The sequence below is a fragment of the Acidimicrobiia bacterium genome (assembly GCA_035471805.1).
Classification (GTDB): Bacteria; Actinomycetota; Acidimicrobiia; order Spongiisociales; family JAHEDJ01; genus JAHEDJ01.
This window is the reverse complement of sequence record DATIPS010000058.1, coordinates 101133-118075: the sequence shown is the minus strand read 5'-3', so window position 1 is coordinate 118075 and position 16943 is coordinate 101133. Positions and strand designations below refer to the sequence as shown.

Here is a 16943-nt window from a genome sequence, read left to right as displayed (position 1 = left end):
GCTCTGCGCCGGTCATCTCGGCCAGCACAACCGCCGGATCCACACCCTTTGCCTTCGCCTTCGCCTCGACACTCCGCCTGAACAACTTCTCGGGCATACCGGCAGCACCGGCGGCCGCCGCGTAATCGAGTTCACCGGAAGAAGCAGGTTCCGGCACCGGTGCCGGAGCAGAGGCCGGGGCTGCTTCAACGGGAGCTTGCGCCGCTTCCTCTGCCGGCCCGGGTTCCGATTCCGGCTCCGGCCCGCCGGCCGGAGTGACCCCCTGAGGTTCGCTCGCGGGGATGACGAGCTTCTTCTCGCCCTTGAGCTCGGCCACGGCGTCTTCTTTGGAGACTCCGAGCGCTTTGGCGCGCGCCTCGGCCTCCCGGTCGAGGAGGTCCTCGGGAAGTCGCGTCGGATGCTCCGGTTCTGCATCGGGAGGCGCCGTCTCGACGACCGGCAGGGCGGTAGCCCCGCCGACCGCGGCCAGCATCTCTGCGTACACCTCGTCGAAGGGCAGGCCCGTGGCGGCCGCCCGGGCCTCCGCCGATCTCCGTAGGAGTTCTTCAGGTATCTCGGCCAATGGAGCTCCTTACAGCGGACCTGAGATGCCGCCATCTTTCCGGACTCGCCAGAAATGAACGGCCATGAACACGACAATGATGAACGGCAGGAACAGGACGTGAAGCACATACCAGCGCAGCAGAGTGTCGGCCGAGACGTCGGCTGCGCCAAGCAAGGCAAACCGCACTTGATCACCGAACACCGGCACAAACCCCGCCATGTTGGTACCAACGGTGACGGCCCACCGCGCCAACTGATCCCACGGCAGGAGGTATCCGGTGAACGACAAGAGAAGCGTGAGCAGCAGAAGGACTACTCCGACGACCCAGTTGAATTCGCGAGGCGGCTTGTAGGCCCCGTGATAGAAGACGCGACTCATGTGCAGGAAAACGGTGAGGACCATGAGGTGCGCACCCCAACGGTGCATGTTCCGAACCAGCGACCCGAAGGCGACACTCGTCGATAGCGCGGCGACATCCGCATAGGCGGCTTCAGCCGTGGGACGGTAGTAGAACATCAGGAAGATGCCCGTGATCGTCAGCAGGATGAACAGAAAGAAGCTCAGGCCACCCAAACAGAGCGTATAGGAGAGCCGCACTCCGTGCCGCTTCACCTTCACCGGGTGCAGGTGATAGAGCACGTTGTTCATCACAACGTAGGACCGGTTGCGAGGACTGTCGGTATGTCCCTTCTTGAACGGCGAACCCGGACGGAACACCGAATCCCAGGCCTGACTGCTCGTCACGCGATCGCCCAGTTCCGATGCCTTCTCTTGCACCGTATTCAGCAAACCAGTCTTGCCGTTGCCGTTCGCCACTTCGCTATACCTTCCCGTTACCTGCGGATGCCGTAGACATAACCGTTCTTGAAATCCCTTTGCCCCGTGTCGACCTGCCAGGGCGCCTCGAGGAGGCCCGCCTCGGAGGCGGTGGCCGATACCGACCCCGCGAACTTGCCGAGGGTGATCACATTCGTCGGACACCTGTCGATGCACAAGGCACACCGGGTACAGGCCTCCTCATCGACCACGAAGAACCCGAATGCTCCCTCTTCGTCGGACGGGTCCATCACGCCGTGCGCCTCGTCGATCGCGGCGAGGGAGAGGTAGACGATGCACTTCCACGGGCAGATGTCGACGCAGCCCTCGCACAGAATGCATTCGGCCTCGTCAATGTGCAGGAACTGCTTGGGGCGGACCGCGTTCTGCAGCGTATCGGTCTCAACGAGGGTCAGTTGATAGTCCTCGCGGAACGGAGGGGCTTCGATCCAGGCATCAGTACGAGCCATCTAGCGCTCTCCCCGCGTGAGAGGGCGCCCGTAGGTAGAACTCTTGGCTGCCCGGGCGGCCTTGGGTTCGGTCTTGCCCCATCCCTGAATCTTGTAGGCGAACACGATCACTCCACCCAGGACGGCCAAGTTGTAGGTACCGGAGATCGCGTCCTTGATTGCAGCCCAGCTGATGGACACTTCGTTGCCGAGCACCAGCCATGAGGGAATCGTGAATGCGATGCGTTGACGGGTCATCTCGAGCGGACCCTGACTCAAGTTGAGCCACTCCGACGGGACGATTCCGAAGATGATGATGAACTCGATCCACACCAGGAAGGCGGCAAGTCCGGCGCGGGCCCAGGTCATCCGCTGGTTCGCCACCCACATGAGAAGGGCGCCTGCGATGCCCAGCTGCGATCCGCCCGTCGCAATTAGCTGGCCGGCGGAGTACCACGGAATGCAGCGTCCGGAGCCAATCATGCAGCCGCGCGGAAACCATCCGAAGTAGTCGACCTTCTCGCCTTCCGGGAATCCGGAGTAATGAGCGAACAAGACGCCGAACGCGAGGAGAAACAGACCGACGGAGAACAAGGCGGAACCCAGCCGCATCCTTTGCTTATCGTCTAGTTGGCTCAGACGGTGCACTGCTCAAATGCCTTCACGTTCGTTTCGTTTCCGAGGCAGGTCGGACCCCGCCGCGCACTTCCCTCAGGCAGCGGCGACTTTAGTCGCATGAGCGGCGTGACGTGAGTCGGCGGGGAAGAGTCGCGAGTCGCGCTTGACAATTACGGTGGCAATGAACCCCAAGATTCGATTCGTGTCCCGGCCCGGCTGCCGGTTTCCGGACGCAGATCGGAGCGCGGCGGGCGACGGTGCCTCTCATCCATTAGTCTCTTGTCGCCCAAACGACCAGAAGGGACCCACGTTGGTTGCTGAGGCCCAGCACAGCACAACCTCTAGAGCGGCGGCTACGAGCGACACGGTCGCCCGCCAGCACTTGCTCCTTGGAACCGCATTCCTTCTCGTCGCAGGCTTCCTGACGACTGTGCAGGTTCTCAAAGCGGTGTTTCCCGGAGTGCTGGATGGCTTCGGGTTCTGGACGTACGGCCGACTCCGGCCGATGGCGACGGCCATCGCGGTGTTCGGCTGGCTGACCATCACTCTGATAGGTGCCGCCTACTACCTCATGCCGCGGCTGAGCGGCGCCCCGCTTCGGTACGTCCGGCTGGCCGGATTGAACCTCTGGTTCACGGCGGCGGTGGTAGTGGTCGGCGCTCTCTCCGTTGGCCTCGGAATGGGCGACGGCTTCGAGCTCTTCGAGTTCCCGATCTGGGCGGATCTCCTGCTGGTCGTGGCGCTGGCGGTTCCTGCTTTCGTGGTTGCCGCGTCGATGAGACGCCGATCGGATGCACCGCCGTCGGCTCTCCTATATGTGGTGGCCGCCCTGGTCTGGCTCCCAGCCATCGCCGCCGCGGCGAGTCTTCCCGGGCTCGAACCGGTCGGCGTTTCGATTCTCTCCGCCTTCACGACTTCAGCAGTCCACTACCTGTGGGTCATGGCAAGCGGACTCGGCATCGTCTTCTACCTTGCTCCCAAGCTGACGGGTCGGGGTGCTCTCTTCAGCGACCAGCTGGCCAGGATCGGGTTCTGGACGCTCGCTCTCGCCGGAGGGGCATCCGGATATGCCCGATTCACCCACGGCCCGGGCCCCGAATGGCTGGAGACCACGGCAATAGTCCTCGGTCTTCTGCTGGTCGTCGTGGCCATTACGAGCTTCATCAACGTTGCAGGCACCCTCCGTGACCACCGGGAGGAGATACGCGGGTCAATAGCCCTTCGCTTCGCCCTGGCCGGCGCTCTGCTCATACCGGTTCCGATCGTGCTGTCGGCGCTGGCGGGATTCCGGTCTGTTGCAGCCGTCGTCGGGCTCACCTCATGGTGGGACGGGACCTCCTACTTCATTCTGTTCGGCATCGGTGGCTGGATCACCGCCGGTTTCGTATATGCCGTGCTGCCCCGCATCCTGGGTCGGGACCTCTTCGACACCGGTACGGCCGCCTGGCATCTGCGCCTCACGCTCGTGGGAGTGTCGGTCGCCTCGATTGCCCTGTGGCTCGAGGGGCTGGCGGCCGGCTTCACCTGGGCCGGCGGCAACTACAGCGGCGCCTATGTGAACACGGGTGAGGGGTTCGTCCATACTCTCAGTGCCGTCTCGATACTCCAGATCCTGGTTCTGATCGGTGTGATGGTCACGTTCTGCGGGCAGCTCGCCCACGGCTACTTGATATACCGGACCGTCACGTCCGGTTCACCCGTCGCACAGGAAGTCCTGGTTCCCAAGGAGGCCGACGGTGAGTAACGAACTGACCGCCGCCCTGGCCGAACAGCTCGCCGCTTCGGAGGCCCTCGTACGGCGCTCTGCCGACGCCCGTGCTGCCGCGCTGGGAACAACTCCGGACGCGGTGCTGGCGGCCTGGTCCGGTGCCGCGGCGCCGCCCGCGCCGGTACGGCCGGAGCCGGCTGCGCCACCCGAACCGGAACCGGTGCTGCCGGAGCCCAAACCGGAGGCGGTCACCGAACAGGCAGTGGTGTCACCTGCTCCCGCAGAGGAGCAGGCATCCGCACCGGCCGCAACCCGGCAGGAAGAGGCACCCGCCCCCTTGCGCGAACCAGAGCCGGTCTCCTCCGGATCACTCGGCAGCCTGGTGCTGGGCTCTCTGGTCATCTTCGCGATCATGCTGATCGCGACGGTTGTCGCCCCTTCGTCCTCTCCCAACGCCCAGACGCTCGATGCGGTCGAGAGGATCGAGCTGTCCGCAGACGCTCTGCAGGGCCGCGAGGTCTATCTTGCCGAGGGTTGTGCCTACTGTCACACCCAGCAGGTCCGGCCGATCGTCACAGACGCCGATCTGGGCGTCGTCACGCTCTCGGACAGCCCGCTGGTTCCCGGTTTTCAACGTCTCGGCCCTGATCTGGCTCACGTCGGCTCACGTGCACCGACCGACAGCGGCAGCCGGCTGACCGGCTATCTGACAGACCCGGCGGCCTTCCCCGAGAGCAGCCACCCGTCGTTTGACTATCTGTCGAGCCGGGACATCGAATCCATTGTTGCCTACCTCCTGGAATCAAAGTGACCAGCGAACATCTAGCCACACTCGCCGGCCAATTCGGAGCTTCCGAGGCTCTGATCCGGAGATCTGCGGAAGCTCGAGCGACGGCCGCCGGTGTCACACCCGACGACATCCTGGCGGCGTGGACCGGCGGAGGGTCGACACCTGCGGCGCCCCCACCGGCGGCGAGCAGCACCACTGAAGCCGCACCACCCGTCGAGGTCGCCGCAACCGTGGACGAGGTCGAATCCCAACCCGAGACTGCCCCGACCGAGCCGCCGGCCGTGACAGCTTTCGAGCCGAAGGAAGCGGCCGCCGTTCGACCGGCGGAATCCGTGCAAAAGGCCGGCGCGAGCTCCGGCTTCTCTTCCTGGATCGTGGCGGCCTTCCTGATCATCCCGCTGTTCGGGTTGCTCTATCTGGTCGTGAACTCGAACGGCGTCGCCTGCGGCGAAGGCGGCCGACTTCAGGTCGCCTTCGATGGATCACTCGTCAACTGTGACGGATCACCGTTCGAAGGTCGCGGAGGGGGTGGGGCCGAAGCCGCCTCGTTCCTTGCCATCGGCGAAGAGGTCTACGGTGTCGGCGCCCAGTGCGGTTCGTGCCACGGCTCGAACGGCCAGGGAGGCACGGGACCGGCCATGTCGGGAGGGGCGGTTCTCGAAACCTGGCCATCCTGTGAAGATCAGATCACCTGGATCGAGCTGGGTTCGAACGGCTGGTCGGTCGACTTCGGCGGTACCTACGGCGCCCAGGACAAGCCGGTCCAGGGAGGCATGCCCGGCTTCCAGGCCGACCTCAGCGAGGAAGAGATCCGGGCGGTTGCCGCTTTCGAGCGAATCAGGTTCGGCGGTGCGCCGGTCGAAGAGACACTATCGGCGTGCGGGTTGATTGCCGAGGAAGAGCCGACCGACGTGGCGCCGCCTGCAGGCGGGTAACGCCGGAATCGACAGGCGAATGAGCCCGCCTACCGCCTACTGCCTACCGCCCATCTTGCTCGTGCCTTGAGCACGGCGGCCAGCAGCGCCCAGAAGTCAACCCGTCCTTCCGCCAGGACCCGTTCGCCGGGGCCGAGGACCACCGGGATTCGATGCTCGTACTCATCGAAAAGCGCCGGATCCTGAGTGACATCCCGTATCCTGATCCCGGCACGTGCTATTGCGGCCACGCGCGAAATGATTGACGCGGCAGCATCGCACAGACCACACTGTGGTCTGGTCAGAAAATCGAGGGAAAAAGATCTCAAGTTCCAAACCTACCTTGCCGATATTTGAGACGTCGAGCATCTCTGGTGCTCGATTGAGGGGCTACGACGGCGACCGCCGTACCCTACAACCAAGGGCACGTTCACGTCCGAAGTTGTAAGAGGAAAGCCTCCCAGCCCGCCCCTGCGGCGGACGTTGGAGTGGCCCTTCTGGCTGAGACCTCCCTTCGGGGAGGTCTCAGCGCGTCCAGAGTATGCTGCAGCCCCGATGCGCCCGGGAACCACCATCTCCATCATTGTCCTGCTGGCCGTGATCTTGATTGCAGCCGTGATCCAGATCGCCCAGATCATGGCTTCCTGAGCACGACCTGACCTCCGGCACGCAGAACGAAGAAGTCGGCGCCACTCCCCTCTCTCACGGCCAACGCGAGCATTCCTGCAGAGTCGACATGGAGCAACGGTGTTCCCGGTTCGACATCACCGTATGAGCGGACCCAGGTCGCGGTTCGTTTGAGCGGGCCGACGATCACATCGACGGACTGACCCTCCGACACGCCGAGTTCGCGCAAGTCGTCCGGTCCAACGTTGAGTTGCACGTTTCCAAAGGCGTCGACCCACCATGCTTCGCCTTCCACCGAAGCCTCCCCGACTGCCGGCAGCGGAAGGACCATGGGAGTCAGTTCATCGGGTGCAATGACCGGACCCAACTCGTCGAGCGTAGCCTGGCCCGACGCCAGGACGGCAGCCGCCGGGGCGAACCGATCGCGACCCTCAAAGGTCGCTCCTGCCGAGGGAAGGACCAAATCCGGGTTGTCGAGTTTCACGGCGCGCACGGACCCCCCGACGATCGCGGCGGCCGGAGAGAGCAAACCGTTGTCGGGTCCGACGAAGTATCCCCACGGGGTCTCTGCGGCGATGGCCCTCCTGTCGGTACCGACGCCGGGGTCCACGACGGCCAGCGCCACACCTTCCGGAAGGTATTGAATCGCTCTCATCAGCGCCAGGGCACCGGCTCGGACATCTCCGCGCGCAATCCCATGGGTCACGTCGATGACCCGCACGTCGGGCGCTATCCGGGCTATGACACCGTGCACGACGCCGACGAACTCATCATCGAGGCCGAAGTCGGAGAGAAAAGAGATGGGAAGCGGGTCGGACATGTCCGGAAGCCTAGAGGCCACGTAGGCTGCAGGCAGCCGCCACGCGGCCACCGTGGCCGTATTCGGATCGGCCATCGGCACCCCTCGACCGGTTCCGGCGGCCGCAGCCGCCGCGAGTAACGGCCATGGGCCGGAAGCCGGCCGCAGCCGCGCTCGGTTTCGATCATCCCGAACGCCGTTACCATTGCCTCGTGCCCGAGACGATCCATGCCCAACTCGCTGCGGACATAGCCTCCACGGTCGGGGTTGTGATGCTCGTGGGTGCCCCGGACACCGGCAAAACGACTCTGGCACACCAGATAATGACCCTGGGAGTGAAGGCCGGACGGTCTATCGCCTACGTGGACGCCGATGTCGGGCAGAGCACCGTCGGCCCTCCGACTTGCGTCGGGTTGCACTGGATAAACAAGGCGGAAGATCTCGACGATCTCACCAGGGCCGACGATCTTCGATTCGTCGGATCCACCAGCCCCGAGCGACTCGTGCTCCAGCAGGTGCTTGCCACGGCCACACTGGTCGACGTCGGACGTCGCTCCGCCGATCTCGTGGTCATAGACACAACCGGAGCGGTGTCCGGAGTTGTCGGACAGACCTTGAAATACCACAAGATGGAGCTGTGCCGGCCGGAGCTCGTCGTCGCCCTGCAGCGGGGCGCCGAAATGGAGCCGATAATCGGTATGCTCCGCAGGTTCTTCGCCGGTCGGGTCGAGACGGTTCCGGTTCATCCGGACGTCTCGGCAGTGTCACCCGACGAGAGATCGGCCAGGCGCCAAGCGGGCTTCGCTCTCGCCTTCGCGGAACCGCTGGAGAGGTGGCGGGTTCGGCCGACCGTTTTCGCGCCGACCATTTCTGCGGGACTCGATTTCGCAAGACTCGACGGCATGTTGGTCGGAGTCCAAGACGGCAGCGGTCGGTGTCTCGGCCTCGGGGCGCTCGAGTACGCCGATGGGGTCCTGCGTGTCATAACCAACTGCGGTGAAGGAATGCAAGGGCTCCGATTGGGGTCCCTGAGGATCGATCTCAAAGACCACCGGGTTCAGAGAGTGAATCTGCGCGAGGTGATGTTCGGCTTCGACCGCTGAATCGATTCAAGTCCTCCCGGTTCCTGCCGATACCAACAGGAGCAAGGGCGGATAGGTCAAACCCATGATTCGGCGGATATTCATATCATGGCTGCTGCTGGCGGTAGCTTCTGTGGGGTTTGCGGGCCTCGCAAGCGCCTCTTCGACCGACGAATCCTCGATGGTCGCACTGATCAACGCCGAGCGGACGGCACGCGGTATGAACAGCCTCGAGGTCTACTGGGATCTGGTCGACGATGCCAGGGTATGGACCGCGTCGATGATCTCCGACGGGTACATCTCGCACAGCCCGAACCTGGCGAATGCGACGACCGGCTGGTCGACGCTCGGCGAGAACGTCGGTGTAGGACCCAACGTCGACCGCCTTCACCGGGCTTTCATGGACTCTCCCGGCCACCGGGACAACATCCTCGGCAACTACAACTACATAGGAATCGGCGCCGATCGGGCGCCGGATGGAAACCTCTACATAACCGTCGTGTTCATGCTCGGACCCAGCGGTCTGGTGGGCTCACCCAGCACGACCACGACGCCTCCGACAACGACGATCGCTCCTTCCGCCGGGGCGACGACCACAACCACGACCGCTCCAGCCGCCGCGACCACACCCACTACCTCGACCACCCAGCCGAAGACGGCCAGCGCGGCTACGACCCCCCTGTTCTTCGATCCGACACCCACCGTCGCCGCAGGACACGTCTCCCTGGAGTACCGCGTCGTCCACCCATGCGACCAAGGCATGACGAGCCGGTCGGCTGCGCGGTTGTTCTGCGTGGAGTGAGTCGAGACCCGGGTGCCTCGTCGCGAGCAGCCGGTCGTCGACTCCCACTGGCGACCCGCCGGGCGACTCGAATTAGCAAAGCCCAAGGAACCTCGACCGAACGCTCCCCGCACTTCCCCTGACAGGTTGCACCGGCCTCAGCACCTTGGGCTTTGCACCTTCGAAACTAAGGAGGAAAAGCCGATCAGTCAACCCGGCTTGCAGGGGTGTTTTTCGCACTATTTAGCCATGCAACTATTGCTAATCCTTAGTAAATGATACTAACTAGCTAACAAGAAGGGCCTTGTCCACAGAATCCACAGGTTTCCACAGGGGCTTGTGCACAAGGCCCTGTCGACAAGTTTCTGAAGGCCTTTTTTCGCGTTTGTGGCCGGCGACCGGAGCGAGCTGGGCGGCTAGAGGCTGATCCCGTCGTAGAGCTCCAGGAAACGGTTGGCGGTGGACCTCCAGGAGAACAGGCCGGAATGCTCGATTCCACCTTTTGAGAGTCGTGCCGCCAGTTCAGAGTCACCCAGGATGGCACACACGGCTGAGGCGAAGTCTGCCGGATCCCATCCATCGATCAGGTATCCGGAAGCACCATCTGCAACTGCGTGCGCGAGGCCACCCACGTCGGCGGCCACCACGGGGAGACCGCACGCCTGTGCCTCGACGGCAACCAGTCCAAACGACTCGCTGCGCGACGGAACGAGCAGAACGTCCGCCGCCTGGTAATAACCGACCAGCGTTCTATGCACCACCGGCTGATGGAACTCAACGCTCCCCGCCAGCCCGGCCCCGGTCACGAGGTCCTTGACCTGATCCAGTTCGGCTGCACCCTGCGGACCGCTCGGGCCTCCGATGATCACCAGACGCGCCGCAGGATGCTGCTGTTTGACCAACGCGAACGCATCCACCGCGACATCAATCCCTTTGAGCGGTTGCACCCTCCCCACAAACAGAACAACAGGTGAACCGGATGGAATCCCGAGTTCGCCCCGCCGGCGTTCCTTGTCTCCCGGAGTGAAGACGTCGTGATTGACACCCGGCGGCGATATGCACAGCCGGGTCGGATCCGCTCCGTAATGCCCGAGAAGATCCTCGGCCTCGCTGGGGGTCGAGGCAACGACACAATCCGAGCCGGCCAGGACATCGTGCTCGGCGGCGATTCGCAACAAGCTCTCCGGTGGCTCGTCACTTCGCCGTGTCGCGTCCTTCACCCGCCCGAGTGTGTGAAACGAGTTGGCCAGTGGAAGGCCCAGGCGGCGCTTGAGCAGGAGTCCTGCCCAACCCGACAGCCAGTAGTGGGAGTGCAGCAGATCATATCCACCGTTGAACTCGGCCACGGACTCCGCAAAGGGAGCGAGGAAAGGGGCGCTGGCCACCTTCGGAAGCCTCTCGTACGGGCCCGCCGTCACGTGCACAACTCGATATCCGCCCGGCGCCTCCACCACGCCGAGATCCTCGGCTCCCGTTCTCCTGGTGAACACATCCACCCCCACCCCCAGGGTGACCATCATCGAGGCGAGCTCGTTGATGTAGACGTTCATGCCTCCGGCATCTCCCGAGCCGGGAGGAACGAGCGGACACGTGTGATAACTCAAGAAGGCGACTCTGGAAATCATCTGACCGCAAGGATCTCATACAACGGTCGCTCCGTAGCCCCCAGCCGATACTTGTAGGGCTCCTCGCCTTTCAAGAAGTCGAAGATCCTGCGGCGTTCCCCGATCGCTCTCTCGATCAGAGCACCGAGCATCACCTGTCCGGGCGAGAGATGGCGCAGGTCTGGTGAGAACGCCGAGTTGTACAGGTAATAACCCGACTCGTCGACGTATCCGAAAGCAGCGGCCGTGACCTCTCCTGCCTCCGTGACCAGCGAGTCGATCTCCCACCCGGGGAGGGCATACAGGGCGGCGAAGAAACGCTCCATGCGGTCCGTCATGAAGGAGCCCTTCTCACCGTCAGATCTCCGATGAAGGTCCACGAACCGGCGAAACGCCTCTCCGTCCGTCGTCGCCCGCTGCAGATCCAGCGACCCGCCCGAGGCTTCGAAGCGCCTCCGCTTGCGGCGCAGCTCGTGCCTCTCCTTCTTGCCGATCGACGTCAGGTAGTCATCGAACGAGTCTGGAAGAGACAACACCGCGGCCGTCGTGTGCACGGTGACAACATGATCGAGGCCCAGCTCGCCAAGTCCTGAGCCGATCGGCTCAACCGCTTCCTCCGGGAGCGAGTCGAACAGAATGCGGGTCCCGGGCGGCACGGAATCCACCACCTCTCGGAACAGGTCCGCCGCGCCGCCGCCGAGCGGGCTGCGATAGTCGACGAGATCGCGATGTCCGACGAACTCGAGCCGCCCGTGACCGATAGTCAGGGCCGCCAGCGCATCGTCCGACTCGAAGATGCAGAGCTCGGCTTCCTCGGATGCCAGGTTCTCCCACAGCGTCGACAGAAACCCGGGCAAGCCGAAGGGCCCGATCACCGGAGCCACCGGAGGCAAAGAGAACCCTGCGCTCGTCCAATCCCGGTGTGAGTTCATCGATCGAGTTCCAGTGTCGATTCAATGCGACCAACCGGAACTCCCCCACCAAGGACGACGGGACGGGCAATAGCCTGGAGTTGCGCCCCGGCCGCCCGTGTCAACATACCCAGCTGATCCAGCGCAGCCGTCATTCCCACTCCGGCCGCGCGGCCGGCACCGTCGAACACCTTCACTGCCAGACCCATCCGATTCCTGACTGCGACGCCGAGTAGCCCTTCCGCTCCCCGCTTCGCAGCAGCGTCGATGGTCCGGGCGATGCCGGCGTCTGCCTCATCTACCCCGGAAGCGAGCATCGGAAAGCGATGCATCGCCCACCAGATGGCGCGCAAGCGCGGCTCCGCGGCGAACCGGGCAAAGCCACGAGCAAGCCCGAGAGTCGAAACCTGGAAGACCGGCACGCCACATCCGTCGATGCCAACCGGCCCGGGGTCCTCCCCGGTCACCTCCGCGATCAATGTGTAGTTCGCCTGCTGCAATGGGTGTTCGGGATCGACATATGACTCGAGCGGCCAACCCTGCACAGAGCAAGCACGGAGCATCGCCGCGTGCTTTCCGGAGCAGTTGTGCCAGATGCGACGGGGTCCCGGCGCGGCGGCGACCCTGCGAGCTGCAGCCGAAGACGACGGCCAGGCGGGCGGGCAGCGGAGTGCAGTCTCATCGAGGCCGACCTCGGCGAGGATCCCGGCCACATACGCAACATGCACGGGGTCGCCACCGTGGCTGGCTGCGACAACCGCCACCCGCTCCGGAGCCATCTCTCCGCCGAATAGGAGCGAGTTGTATGCCTGGAAGGGTTTCACTGCGGACCGGGCGAAGAAACGTCGCTCGATATCACCCGATGAGGCAACGAGCCGCCCCGCTGTATCCACGGCGGCAACGGCACCATCGTGGGTGGCCTCAACGACACCCGATCGAACGACCCGGGCGATCATGTATCGATCAGTCGGAGAGGAGATCGACGCTGTCGGCGACACCGTCCTTGTAGCGGCGGGTGATCTCGCCCTGAATATCGTCGAAGACTTTCTGCACGGCTCGCCGCTGGTCCGAGATCCGCTCTTCGGTTTCGGCGAGGAGTTCCTGCATCCCGGTGAGCTCGTCTTCGCTCAGCTCCGGCATCCGGGTGAGGAAGTCGTCTCCGAGCACCTTGTCGACCGGTCGATGTCGCTCTTCGGGAAGATCGGGCGAGAAGATGGCAGGCACGCGGCCGAGAGGCCCGGTCCGTTCCCCCGATCCGAGGATCTCGGGCAGCGCCTCGATGAGTGATCGAGTCTCTTCACCGGCACGCCTGCGCAACTCGAACGAAAGCAGATCCATTCGACCGTGCAGAAGCCGGCGGTAGTACGAGAGCTCCGTCTCGACCTCGTCGGTCATCCGGCGCAACTCCCGGAGTTCGTCGAGGTCGGTGCTCTCGAGGCCTGTCAGAAAACCCTCTTCGAGGATTTGATCGATCCGTCTGCGATGCTCTCCGTTCACCTCACTCCTCTCAACAATTCCGGGACAGGGTCTGATATGGGTTCACTGCCGGGCGTGAACTACCGCCCGGATGAATCTGAAAGTGCACATGAGGTGCACCGCCGCGGGCATTCCCTGTGTCACCGTTGTAGCCGATCAGCTGGCCGATTGTCACCGAAACTCCGTCGCTGATACCGGCCGCATATCCGCTCAAATGAGCGTAGTAGAAGCTCACTCCGTAGTCGGCATGCAACCAGACGGAGGTTCCGCCAAGGCCACCAGCCCGGAGGCGGACGGTGCCGTTGGCGACCGCCACGACCGAATGCCCGTAGGCCGCGAAGATGTCGGTGCCCTTGTGACTCCGACCGCCGGAGCGCGGGAAACCCCAGTCGTTGATGAACGAGACCGGAGCCGGCATTGGACAGATGAACCCCGGAGTGGCCTCGGCGCCGACTCCGCCTGCGCCCCCGGAGGCGCGGGCCGCCTTCAGCGCCGCTTCACGGGCGAGTTGCCTTCGATAGGCTTCTCGTGCGACTCGACAATCGGCATCCAGTTCGTTGAACGCGGCACTCACCTGTTCGACCAGACGAAGCTGATCCTGGGCTATGGAAGCCAGCTCCGCTTCGATGACGTCCAACTCTGCTTTCTGCGCAGCGAACTCGACCTGCAACTCATCGAGGGTCACTTTCAACGCCTCGAGCCTCTCGAGTGCCAGGACGTCATCTTTGGTGGCCGCATCGAGGTATGCCTGACCTGTGATCACATCCTCGACGGAGCCCGCGCTGAAGAGCATTCCCGGCTGAACCGCCCCACCCGCCATGTACATGTCGACCGCCCGCTCCACCACCCGGTCCCGGATCTCATCGATCTCTTCGATATGAGATTCGATGGTGGCCCGCAAACCAAGCTGCTTGTAGGAGACCTCGTCGCGCTTCCAGTAGGCATCTTGATGGGCGGCCGTGGCGGAGTCGAGCTGAGCTTGGGCCTCGTCGAGGACGGCCTTGGCCGCCTGGGAATTGGCGCACGCCTCGTCGACCTCGCCCTTGGTGATGGACGCGGCAGGAGCCGCGCTGAGAACCAGCGAGGTGACCAGAATCAGGGCGAGCAGCGTTCGCGCTGCCACGGAGCGCAACATGTGCTCTCAGCGTACCTTCCAAGCGGTTGATCGGGAAGCACAGAATGAGCGACGACGGCTCTCTCCGGCCACTATTCGACACTCTCGACCAGACGCGGAGGCTCCCCCCGACGGGATTCAGCCGTCGACCGTCAGCCTCAGGAACGCTTCCAGAATCGCCAGGTTCTCCAGCAGAGCCTCCGTCCGGACCACCAGATCGGTCGCCCGGTGATAGTCCGGGTTGTCGGGACGCCAGAGGAAGGCAGACGGCACTCCCGATCTGGCAAAGGCTTCGTGATCCGAGATATCACCTCGCCGGACGACCTGAACCTTCAGCCCCAGTTCGGCAGCCGCCTGGGCGATCAGCTCCGCAGCGCCCGGATCCGTATCGAGGTAGGTCGCCGCGACTATCTGCTCACCGACTCCCACCATGTCGGCGGAGATCATCAGGTCGGGGAGATCGCCGTCTTCCGCCATCTGCGCGGCGAGCAGGCGGGAACCGAAGTGATGCGAGTCCCCGTCGTACCCGACCAGGATTTCCTCGGCGCCGAAGAACGCGACGGTGACCCTGCCGGAGCGGGGAGGCGCTTCGACGAGGCGCCGGGCGAGCTCGAGCAGGACGACCGTGCCGCTTCCGTTGTCATCGGCGCCGGGCGAGGGCGGTTTCGAGTCGTAGTGGGCTCCGAAGAGAACATGGGTGCCGCCGTCCCCGAACCGGGCAAGAAGGTTGAGAGAAGTCCCGCCGGTCGGCAGCGGAACCTCACGGACCTCGACGCCGACACCGGAGGCCCGGAGGGATTGCAGCAGGAACTGCGAAGCTTGCGCCTCTGCGTCCGAACCGGCTTCTCGTACTCCCAACCCAACCAGGGAGCGGAGATCACGCTGCATTCGCTCACCTGCCGCTTCGCGATCGAGCACCGAAGTCGCCGTTGTGGACGGCGCCGACGTCGACCCGGTTGCAGTGACGCTGCTCGACGCCGGGAGCTCCGGTTCCGGGTGCGTCGTGGAGGTCGCGACCGCCGGCCGCGCCGGAAGCGGGGGCCCGTCGTCACCGGACGCCGCCCCCGAGCACGACACGGTCAGAACAGTTCCGATGAGCAGCAGGGCCATCCGGTGCACAGAGCCCAAAGTAGCGGCCGCCGGGTCGCCGACCAAGGGACACGTCCGGCCACCCGCTAGTCTCGCCGCCGCAATGCGCACCCTCTTCGCCGTCGGTTTGGGCGGGGCCGTCGGCTCGATGGCCCGCTACGCCGTTGGTTCCTTACTCGGGAGGCGAGCGGGCTGGGAGTTCTGGATGGCGACGATGGCGGTGAACATCTCCGGCGCGCTCGCCCTCGGCATACTCGTGGGACTATTCGGCGACCACGTCACCGACGATCCGGCGCTGCGCACCGGCCTCACGGTCGGGTTGCTCGGTGGGTACACGACCTTCAGCACGTGGATGGTGGAATCGGTCGAACTCGTCGGCAAGGGGCACGTTGGAGCGGGGCTGTTCAATGTGCTGGCGGCCGCGACTGTGGGCCTCATGGCCGCGATCGGCGGACTGGCGATCGGGAGGGCACTGGCCGTTTAGACCCGACCCGGTCGGGCCGGCCGAAGTCGGCACGCACTCGTGCAGTGACGGGTGACGGCACGGGTCCAGGCCTAGATGACCAGCTGCAAGATCGGGTAGAACGCCGCAGAGGCCAGAGCAGGACCATCGATCAGGGTCAGGAACCCGGGCGGATGGTCGACCAAATAGACCTCGCCCGTCCTCACCATGGCACCGAATCCTCTGCCGGCGATCAGGGCGAGAGCCATCACAACGCCGACAAACAAGAACGTCAAGACCCCGAGATCCCACAGCCATGCCGCTGCGACGGCACCGGCAACCGCAGCGAGCGCCCCGGCGGCGAACGGATCGAGCAGACCGATGCCCCTTCCCCGGCCGGCCAGCCACCAGGCTGCAGCAGAGACGATGATGATCACCAGGAATGCGCCCGTACGGCCGCGCCCATCCGGCGACAGTCTGGTCAGCACCAGTGATCCGATCCCGGTTCCCGCAATGACCTGGGCGAGCGCAGTTGTGGCGATCGCAATGGCATCCCTGCTCTGCTGCGCGGCAATCCCCCACACGAAAGCGGCCACGAGGGCGAACGCAACGACGAGGCCGAGACCGACGACACCCGATGTGTTGTCGGCCATGCCGTAGGGAGCCACCGCGCCGACGAGGATCGTGGCGAGAAGCGGAGGGAGTTGCAGCGGAACCCCGGCCATCCTGGCGGCGTCGACCAGATCAACGGCCCACACCGCCGCCACTGCGACCAGTGCGGTCACGAACCACTCCGGGGAGGAAGGCAGATTGGCGAACACCAGCACCGCAACCGTGACGATCGGCGCCCAAACGTGCATATCCATGAGAGCCGTGACATTCGTCTCGGCTCCACCGGATACCGGTGGGATCAAAGCGACTTCATCGTTGTCGCCGATCACGTCGTCCGGTGCGGCCGGCTGTCCGTTGACCCAGACACGCGCCCGCCGCATGCTCTTGGCAAACGCACTCCCGTACTCGGCGGAAGCCTTCTCGAGCAGCCCACCGACGGTGTCTGCCTCGAATTCCACCAGGGCGGATCCTGCGAGCTCTCGTAGGTTGGCAAACAGGCGCAGTCGCGCCATCGATGTCTCCATCTCTTCTGTCGAGCCTCAGGCTAACGCTTGACCGGCGCCATCA

Annotated in this window: 19 protein-coding genes; 6 read left to right on the top strand and 13 right to left on the bottom strand. The window is 64.4% G+C overall.

Features of this window, described 5'->3' with window-relative positions:
* From VLT15_12620 to VLT15_12605, 4 genes are all read right to left on the bottom strand, one after another.
* On the bottom strand, positions 1-562 hold a 562-nt coding region (locus VLT15_12620), incomplete at its 3' end, for a hypothetical protein (protein ID HSR46054.1).
* A gap of 9 nt (positions 563-571) precedes the next feature.
* Complete coding sequence (gene extP, locus VLT15_12615; protein HSR46053.1) at positions 572-1321, bottom strand: selenite/tellurite reduction operon b-type cytochrome ExtP; 750 nt, start codon at positions 1319-1321, stop codon at positions 572-574.
* A gap of 56 nt (positions 1322-1377) precedes the next feature.
* On the bottom strand, positions 1378-1830 hold the full coding sequence (locus VLT15_12610; GenBank protein HSR46052.1) for a 4Fe-4S binding protein: 453 nt from the start codon (positions 1828-1830) through the stop codon (positions 1378-1380).
* The gene (locus VLT15_12605) at positions 1831-2421 is read right to left on the bottom strand and encodes a hypothetical protein (protein ID HSR46051.1); all 591 of its coding nucleotides are present in this window, start codon (positions 2419-2421) and stop codon (positions 1831-1833) included.
* 316 nt (positions 2422-2737) lie between these two features.
* On the opposite strand from VLT15_12605, the gene VLT15_12600 reads away from it, so the two are divergent.
* The 3 genes from VLT15_12600 to VLT15_12590 are packed head-to-tail and all read left to right on the top strand — an operon-like array spanning position 2738 to position 5860.
* Positions 2738-4171: a cbb3-type cytochrome c oxidase subunit I gene (locus VLT15_12600; GenBank protein HSR46050.1), complete on the top strand. Its 1434-nt coding sequence runs from the start codon at positions 2738-2740 to the stop codon at positions 4169-4171.
* On the top strand, positions 4164-4946 hold the full coding sequence (locus VLT15_12595; protein ID HSR46049.1) for a cbb3-type cytochrome c oxidase subunit II: 783 nt from the start codon (positions 4164-4166) through the stop codon (positions 4944-4946). The genes VLT15_12600 and VLT15_12595 overlap by 8 nt, the downstream gene beginning before the upstream one ends.
* Entirely contained in the window at positions 4943-5860 is a 918-nt protein-coding gene (locus tag VLT15_12590) for a cytochrome c (GenBank protein HSR46048.1), read from the top strand. Before VLT15_12595 ends, VLT15_12590 begins: the two co-directional genes overlap by 4 nt.
* A 29-nt stretch (positions 5861-5889) precedes the next feature.
* Here the strand turns inward: VLT15_12590 and VLT15_12585 are convergent, their stop codons facing one another.
* Complete coding sequence (locus tag VLT15_12585; GenBank protein HSR46047.1) at positions 5890-6168, bottom strand: glutaredoxin family protein; 279 nt, start codon at positions 6166-6168, stop codon at positions 5890-5892.
* Positions 6169-6473: 305 nt separating this feature from the next.
* A complete protein-coding gene (locus VLT15_12580; GenBank protein ID HSR46046.1) occupies positions 6474-7286 on the bottom strand; it encodes an SAM-dependent chlorinase/fluorinase in 813 nt (270 codons plus the stop codon).
* A 191-nt stretch (positions 7287-7477) separates the two neighbouring features.
* Between VLT15_12580 and VLT15_12575 the strand changes: the two genes are divergently transcribed.
* Together VLT15_12575 and VLT15_12570 are read left to right on the top strand one after the other, a co-directional pair.
* The gene (locus VLT15_12575; protein ID HSR46045.1) at positions 7478-8368 is read left to right on the top strand and encodes a Clp1/GlmU family protein; all 891 of its coding nucleotides are present in this window, start codon (positions 7478-7480) and stop codon (positions 8366-8368) included.
* 64 nt (positions 8369-8432) lie between these two features.
* Positions 8433-9149 carry a CAP domain-containing protein gene (locus VLT15_12570; GenBank protein HSR46044.1) on the top strand — a complete coding sequence of 239 codons (717 nt, stop codon included), beginning with the start codon at positions 8433-8435 and terminating at the stop codon, positions 9147-9149.
* Between the two features lie 395 nt (positions 9150-9544).
* Here VLT15_12570 and VLT15_12565 read toward each other — a convergent pair whose 3' ends face one another.
* The 6 genes from VLT15_12565 to VLT15_12540 all read right to left on the bottom strand — a co-directional run bounded on the left by VLT15_12565 (position 9545) and on the right by VLT15_12540 (position 15343).
* On the bottom strand, positions 9545-10753 hold the full coding sequence (locus VLT15_12565; GenBank protein ID HSR46043.1) for a glycosyltransferase: 1209 nt from the start codon (positions 10751-10753) through the stop codon (positions 9545-9547).
* Positions 10750-11664, bottom strand: coding sequence for a GNAT family N-acetyltransferase (locus VLT15_12560; GenBank protein HSR46042.1), 915 nt, complete (start codon positions 11662-11664; stop codon positions 10750-10752). Before VLT15_12560 ends, VLT15_12565 begins: the two co-directional genes overlap by 4 nt.
* Complete coding sequence (locus VLT15_12555; protein ID HSR46041.1) at positions 11661-12599, bottom strand: asparaginase; 939 nt, start codon at positions 12597-12599, stop codon at positions 11661-11663. The genes VLT15_12560 and VLT15_12555 overlap by 4 nt, the downstream gene beginning before the upstream one ends.
* 7 nt (positions 12600-12606) lie before the next feature.
* Entirely contained in the window at positions 12607-13140 is a 534-nt protein-coding gene (locus VLT15_12550) for an aerial mycelium formation protein (protein ID HSR46040.1), read from the bottom strand.
* A 10-nt stretch (positions 13141-13150) separates the two neighbouring features.
* Complete coding sequence (locus VLT15_12545; protein HSR46039.1) at positions 13151-14254, bottom strand: peptidoglycan DD-metalloendopeptidase family protein; 1104 nt, start codon at positions 14252-14254, stop codon at positions 13151-13153.
* A 117-nt stretch (positions 14255-14371) separates the two neighbouring features.
* Entirely contained in the window at positions 14372-15343 is a 972-nt protein-coding gene (locus VLT15_12540) for a M20/M25/M40 family metallo-hydrolase (GenBank protein HSR46038.1), read from the bottom strand.
* Between the two features lie 82 nt (positions 15344-15425).
* Between VLT15_12540 and VLT15_12535 the strand changes: the two genes are divergently transcribed.
* On the top strand, positions 15426-15806 hold the full coding sequence (locus tag VLT15_12535; GenBank protein ID HSR46037.1) for a CrcB family protein: 381 nt from the start codon (positions 15426-15428) through the stop codon (positions 15804-15806).
* 71 nt (positions 15807-15877) lie between these two features.
* Here VLT15_12535 and VLT15_12530 read toward each other — a convergent pair whose 3' ends face one another.
* Positions 15878-16888, bottom strand: a complete 1011-nt coding sequence (locus VLT15_12530) for a MoaD/ThiS family protein (GenBank protein ID HSR46036.1) — start codon at positions 16886-16888, stop codon at positions 15878-15880.
* Positions 16889-16943: the final 55 nt, after the last annotated feature.

Excerpts from the sequence above, each read along its gene's own strand:
- VLT15_12530 (HSR46036.1), bottom strand. The coding sequence starts at position 16,888 with ATGGCGCGACTGCGCCTGTTTGCCAACCTACGAGAGCTCGCAGGATCC.
- VLT15_12535 (HSR46037.1), top strand. The coding sequence starts at position 15,426 with ATGCGCACCCTCTTCGCCGTCGGTTTGGGCGGGGCCGTCGGCTCGATG.
- VLT15_12560 (HSR46042.1), bottom strand. The coding sequence starts at position 11,664 with ATGAACTCACACCGGGATTGGACGAGCGCAGGGTTCTCTTTGCCTCCG.
- VLT15_12605 (HSR46051.1), bottom strand. The coding sequence starts at position 2,421 with ATGCGGCTGGGTTCCGCCTTGTTCTCCGTCGGTCTGTTTCTCCTCGCG.
- VLT15_12580 (HSR46046.1), bottom strand. The coding sequence starts at position 7,286 with ATGTCCGACCCGCTTCCCATCTCTTTTCTCTCCGACTTCGGCCTCGAT.
- VLT15_12570 (HSR46044.1), top strand. The coding sequence starts at position 8,433 with ATGATTCGGCGGATATTCATATCATGGCTGCTGCTGGCGGTAGCTTCT.
- VLT15_12610 (HSR46052.1), bottom strand. The coding sequence starts at position 1,830 with ATGGCTCGTACTGATGCCTGGATCGAAGCCCCTCCGTTCCGCGAGGAC.
- VLT15_12540 (HSR46038.1), bottom strand. The coding sequence starts at position 15,343 with ATGGCCCTGCTGCTCATCGGAACTGTTCTGACCGTGTCGTGCTCGGGG.
- VLT15_12555 (HSR46041.1), bottom strand. The coding sequence starts at position 12,599 with ATGATCGCCCGGGTCGTTCGATCGGGTGTCGTTGAGGCCACCCACGAT.
- VLT15_12545 (HSR46039.1), bottom strand. The coding sequence starts at position 14,254 with ATGTTGCGCTCCGTGGCAGCGCGAACGCTGCTCGCCCTGATTCTGGTC.
- VLT15_12565 (HSR46043.1), bottom strand. The coding sequence starts at position 10,753 with ATGATTTCCAGAGTCGCCTTCTTGAGTTATCACACGTGTCCGCTCGTT.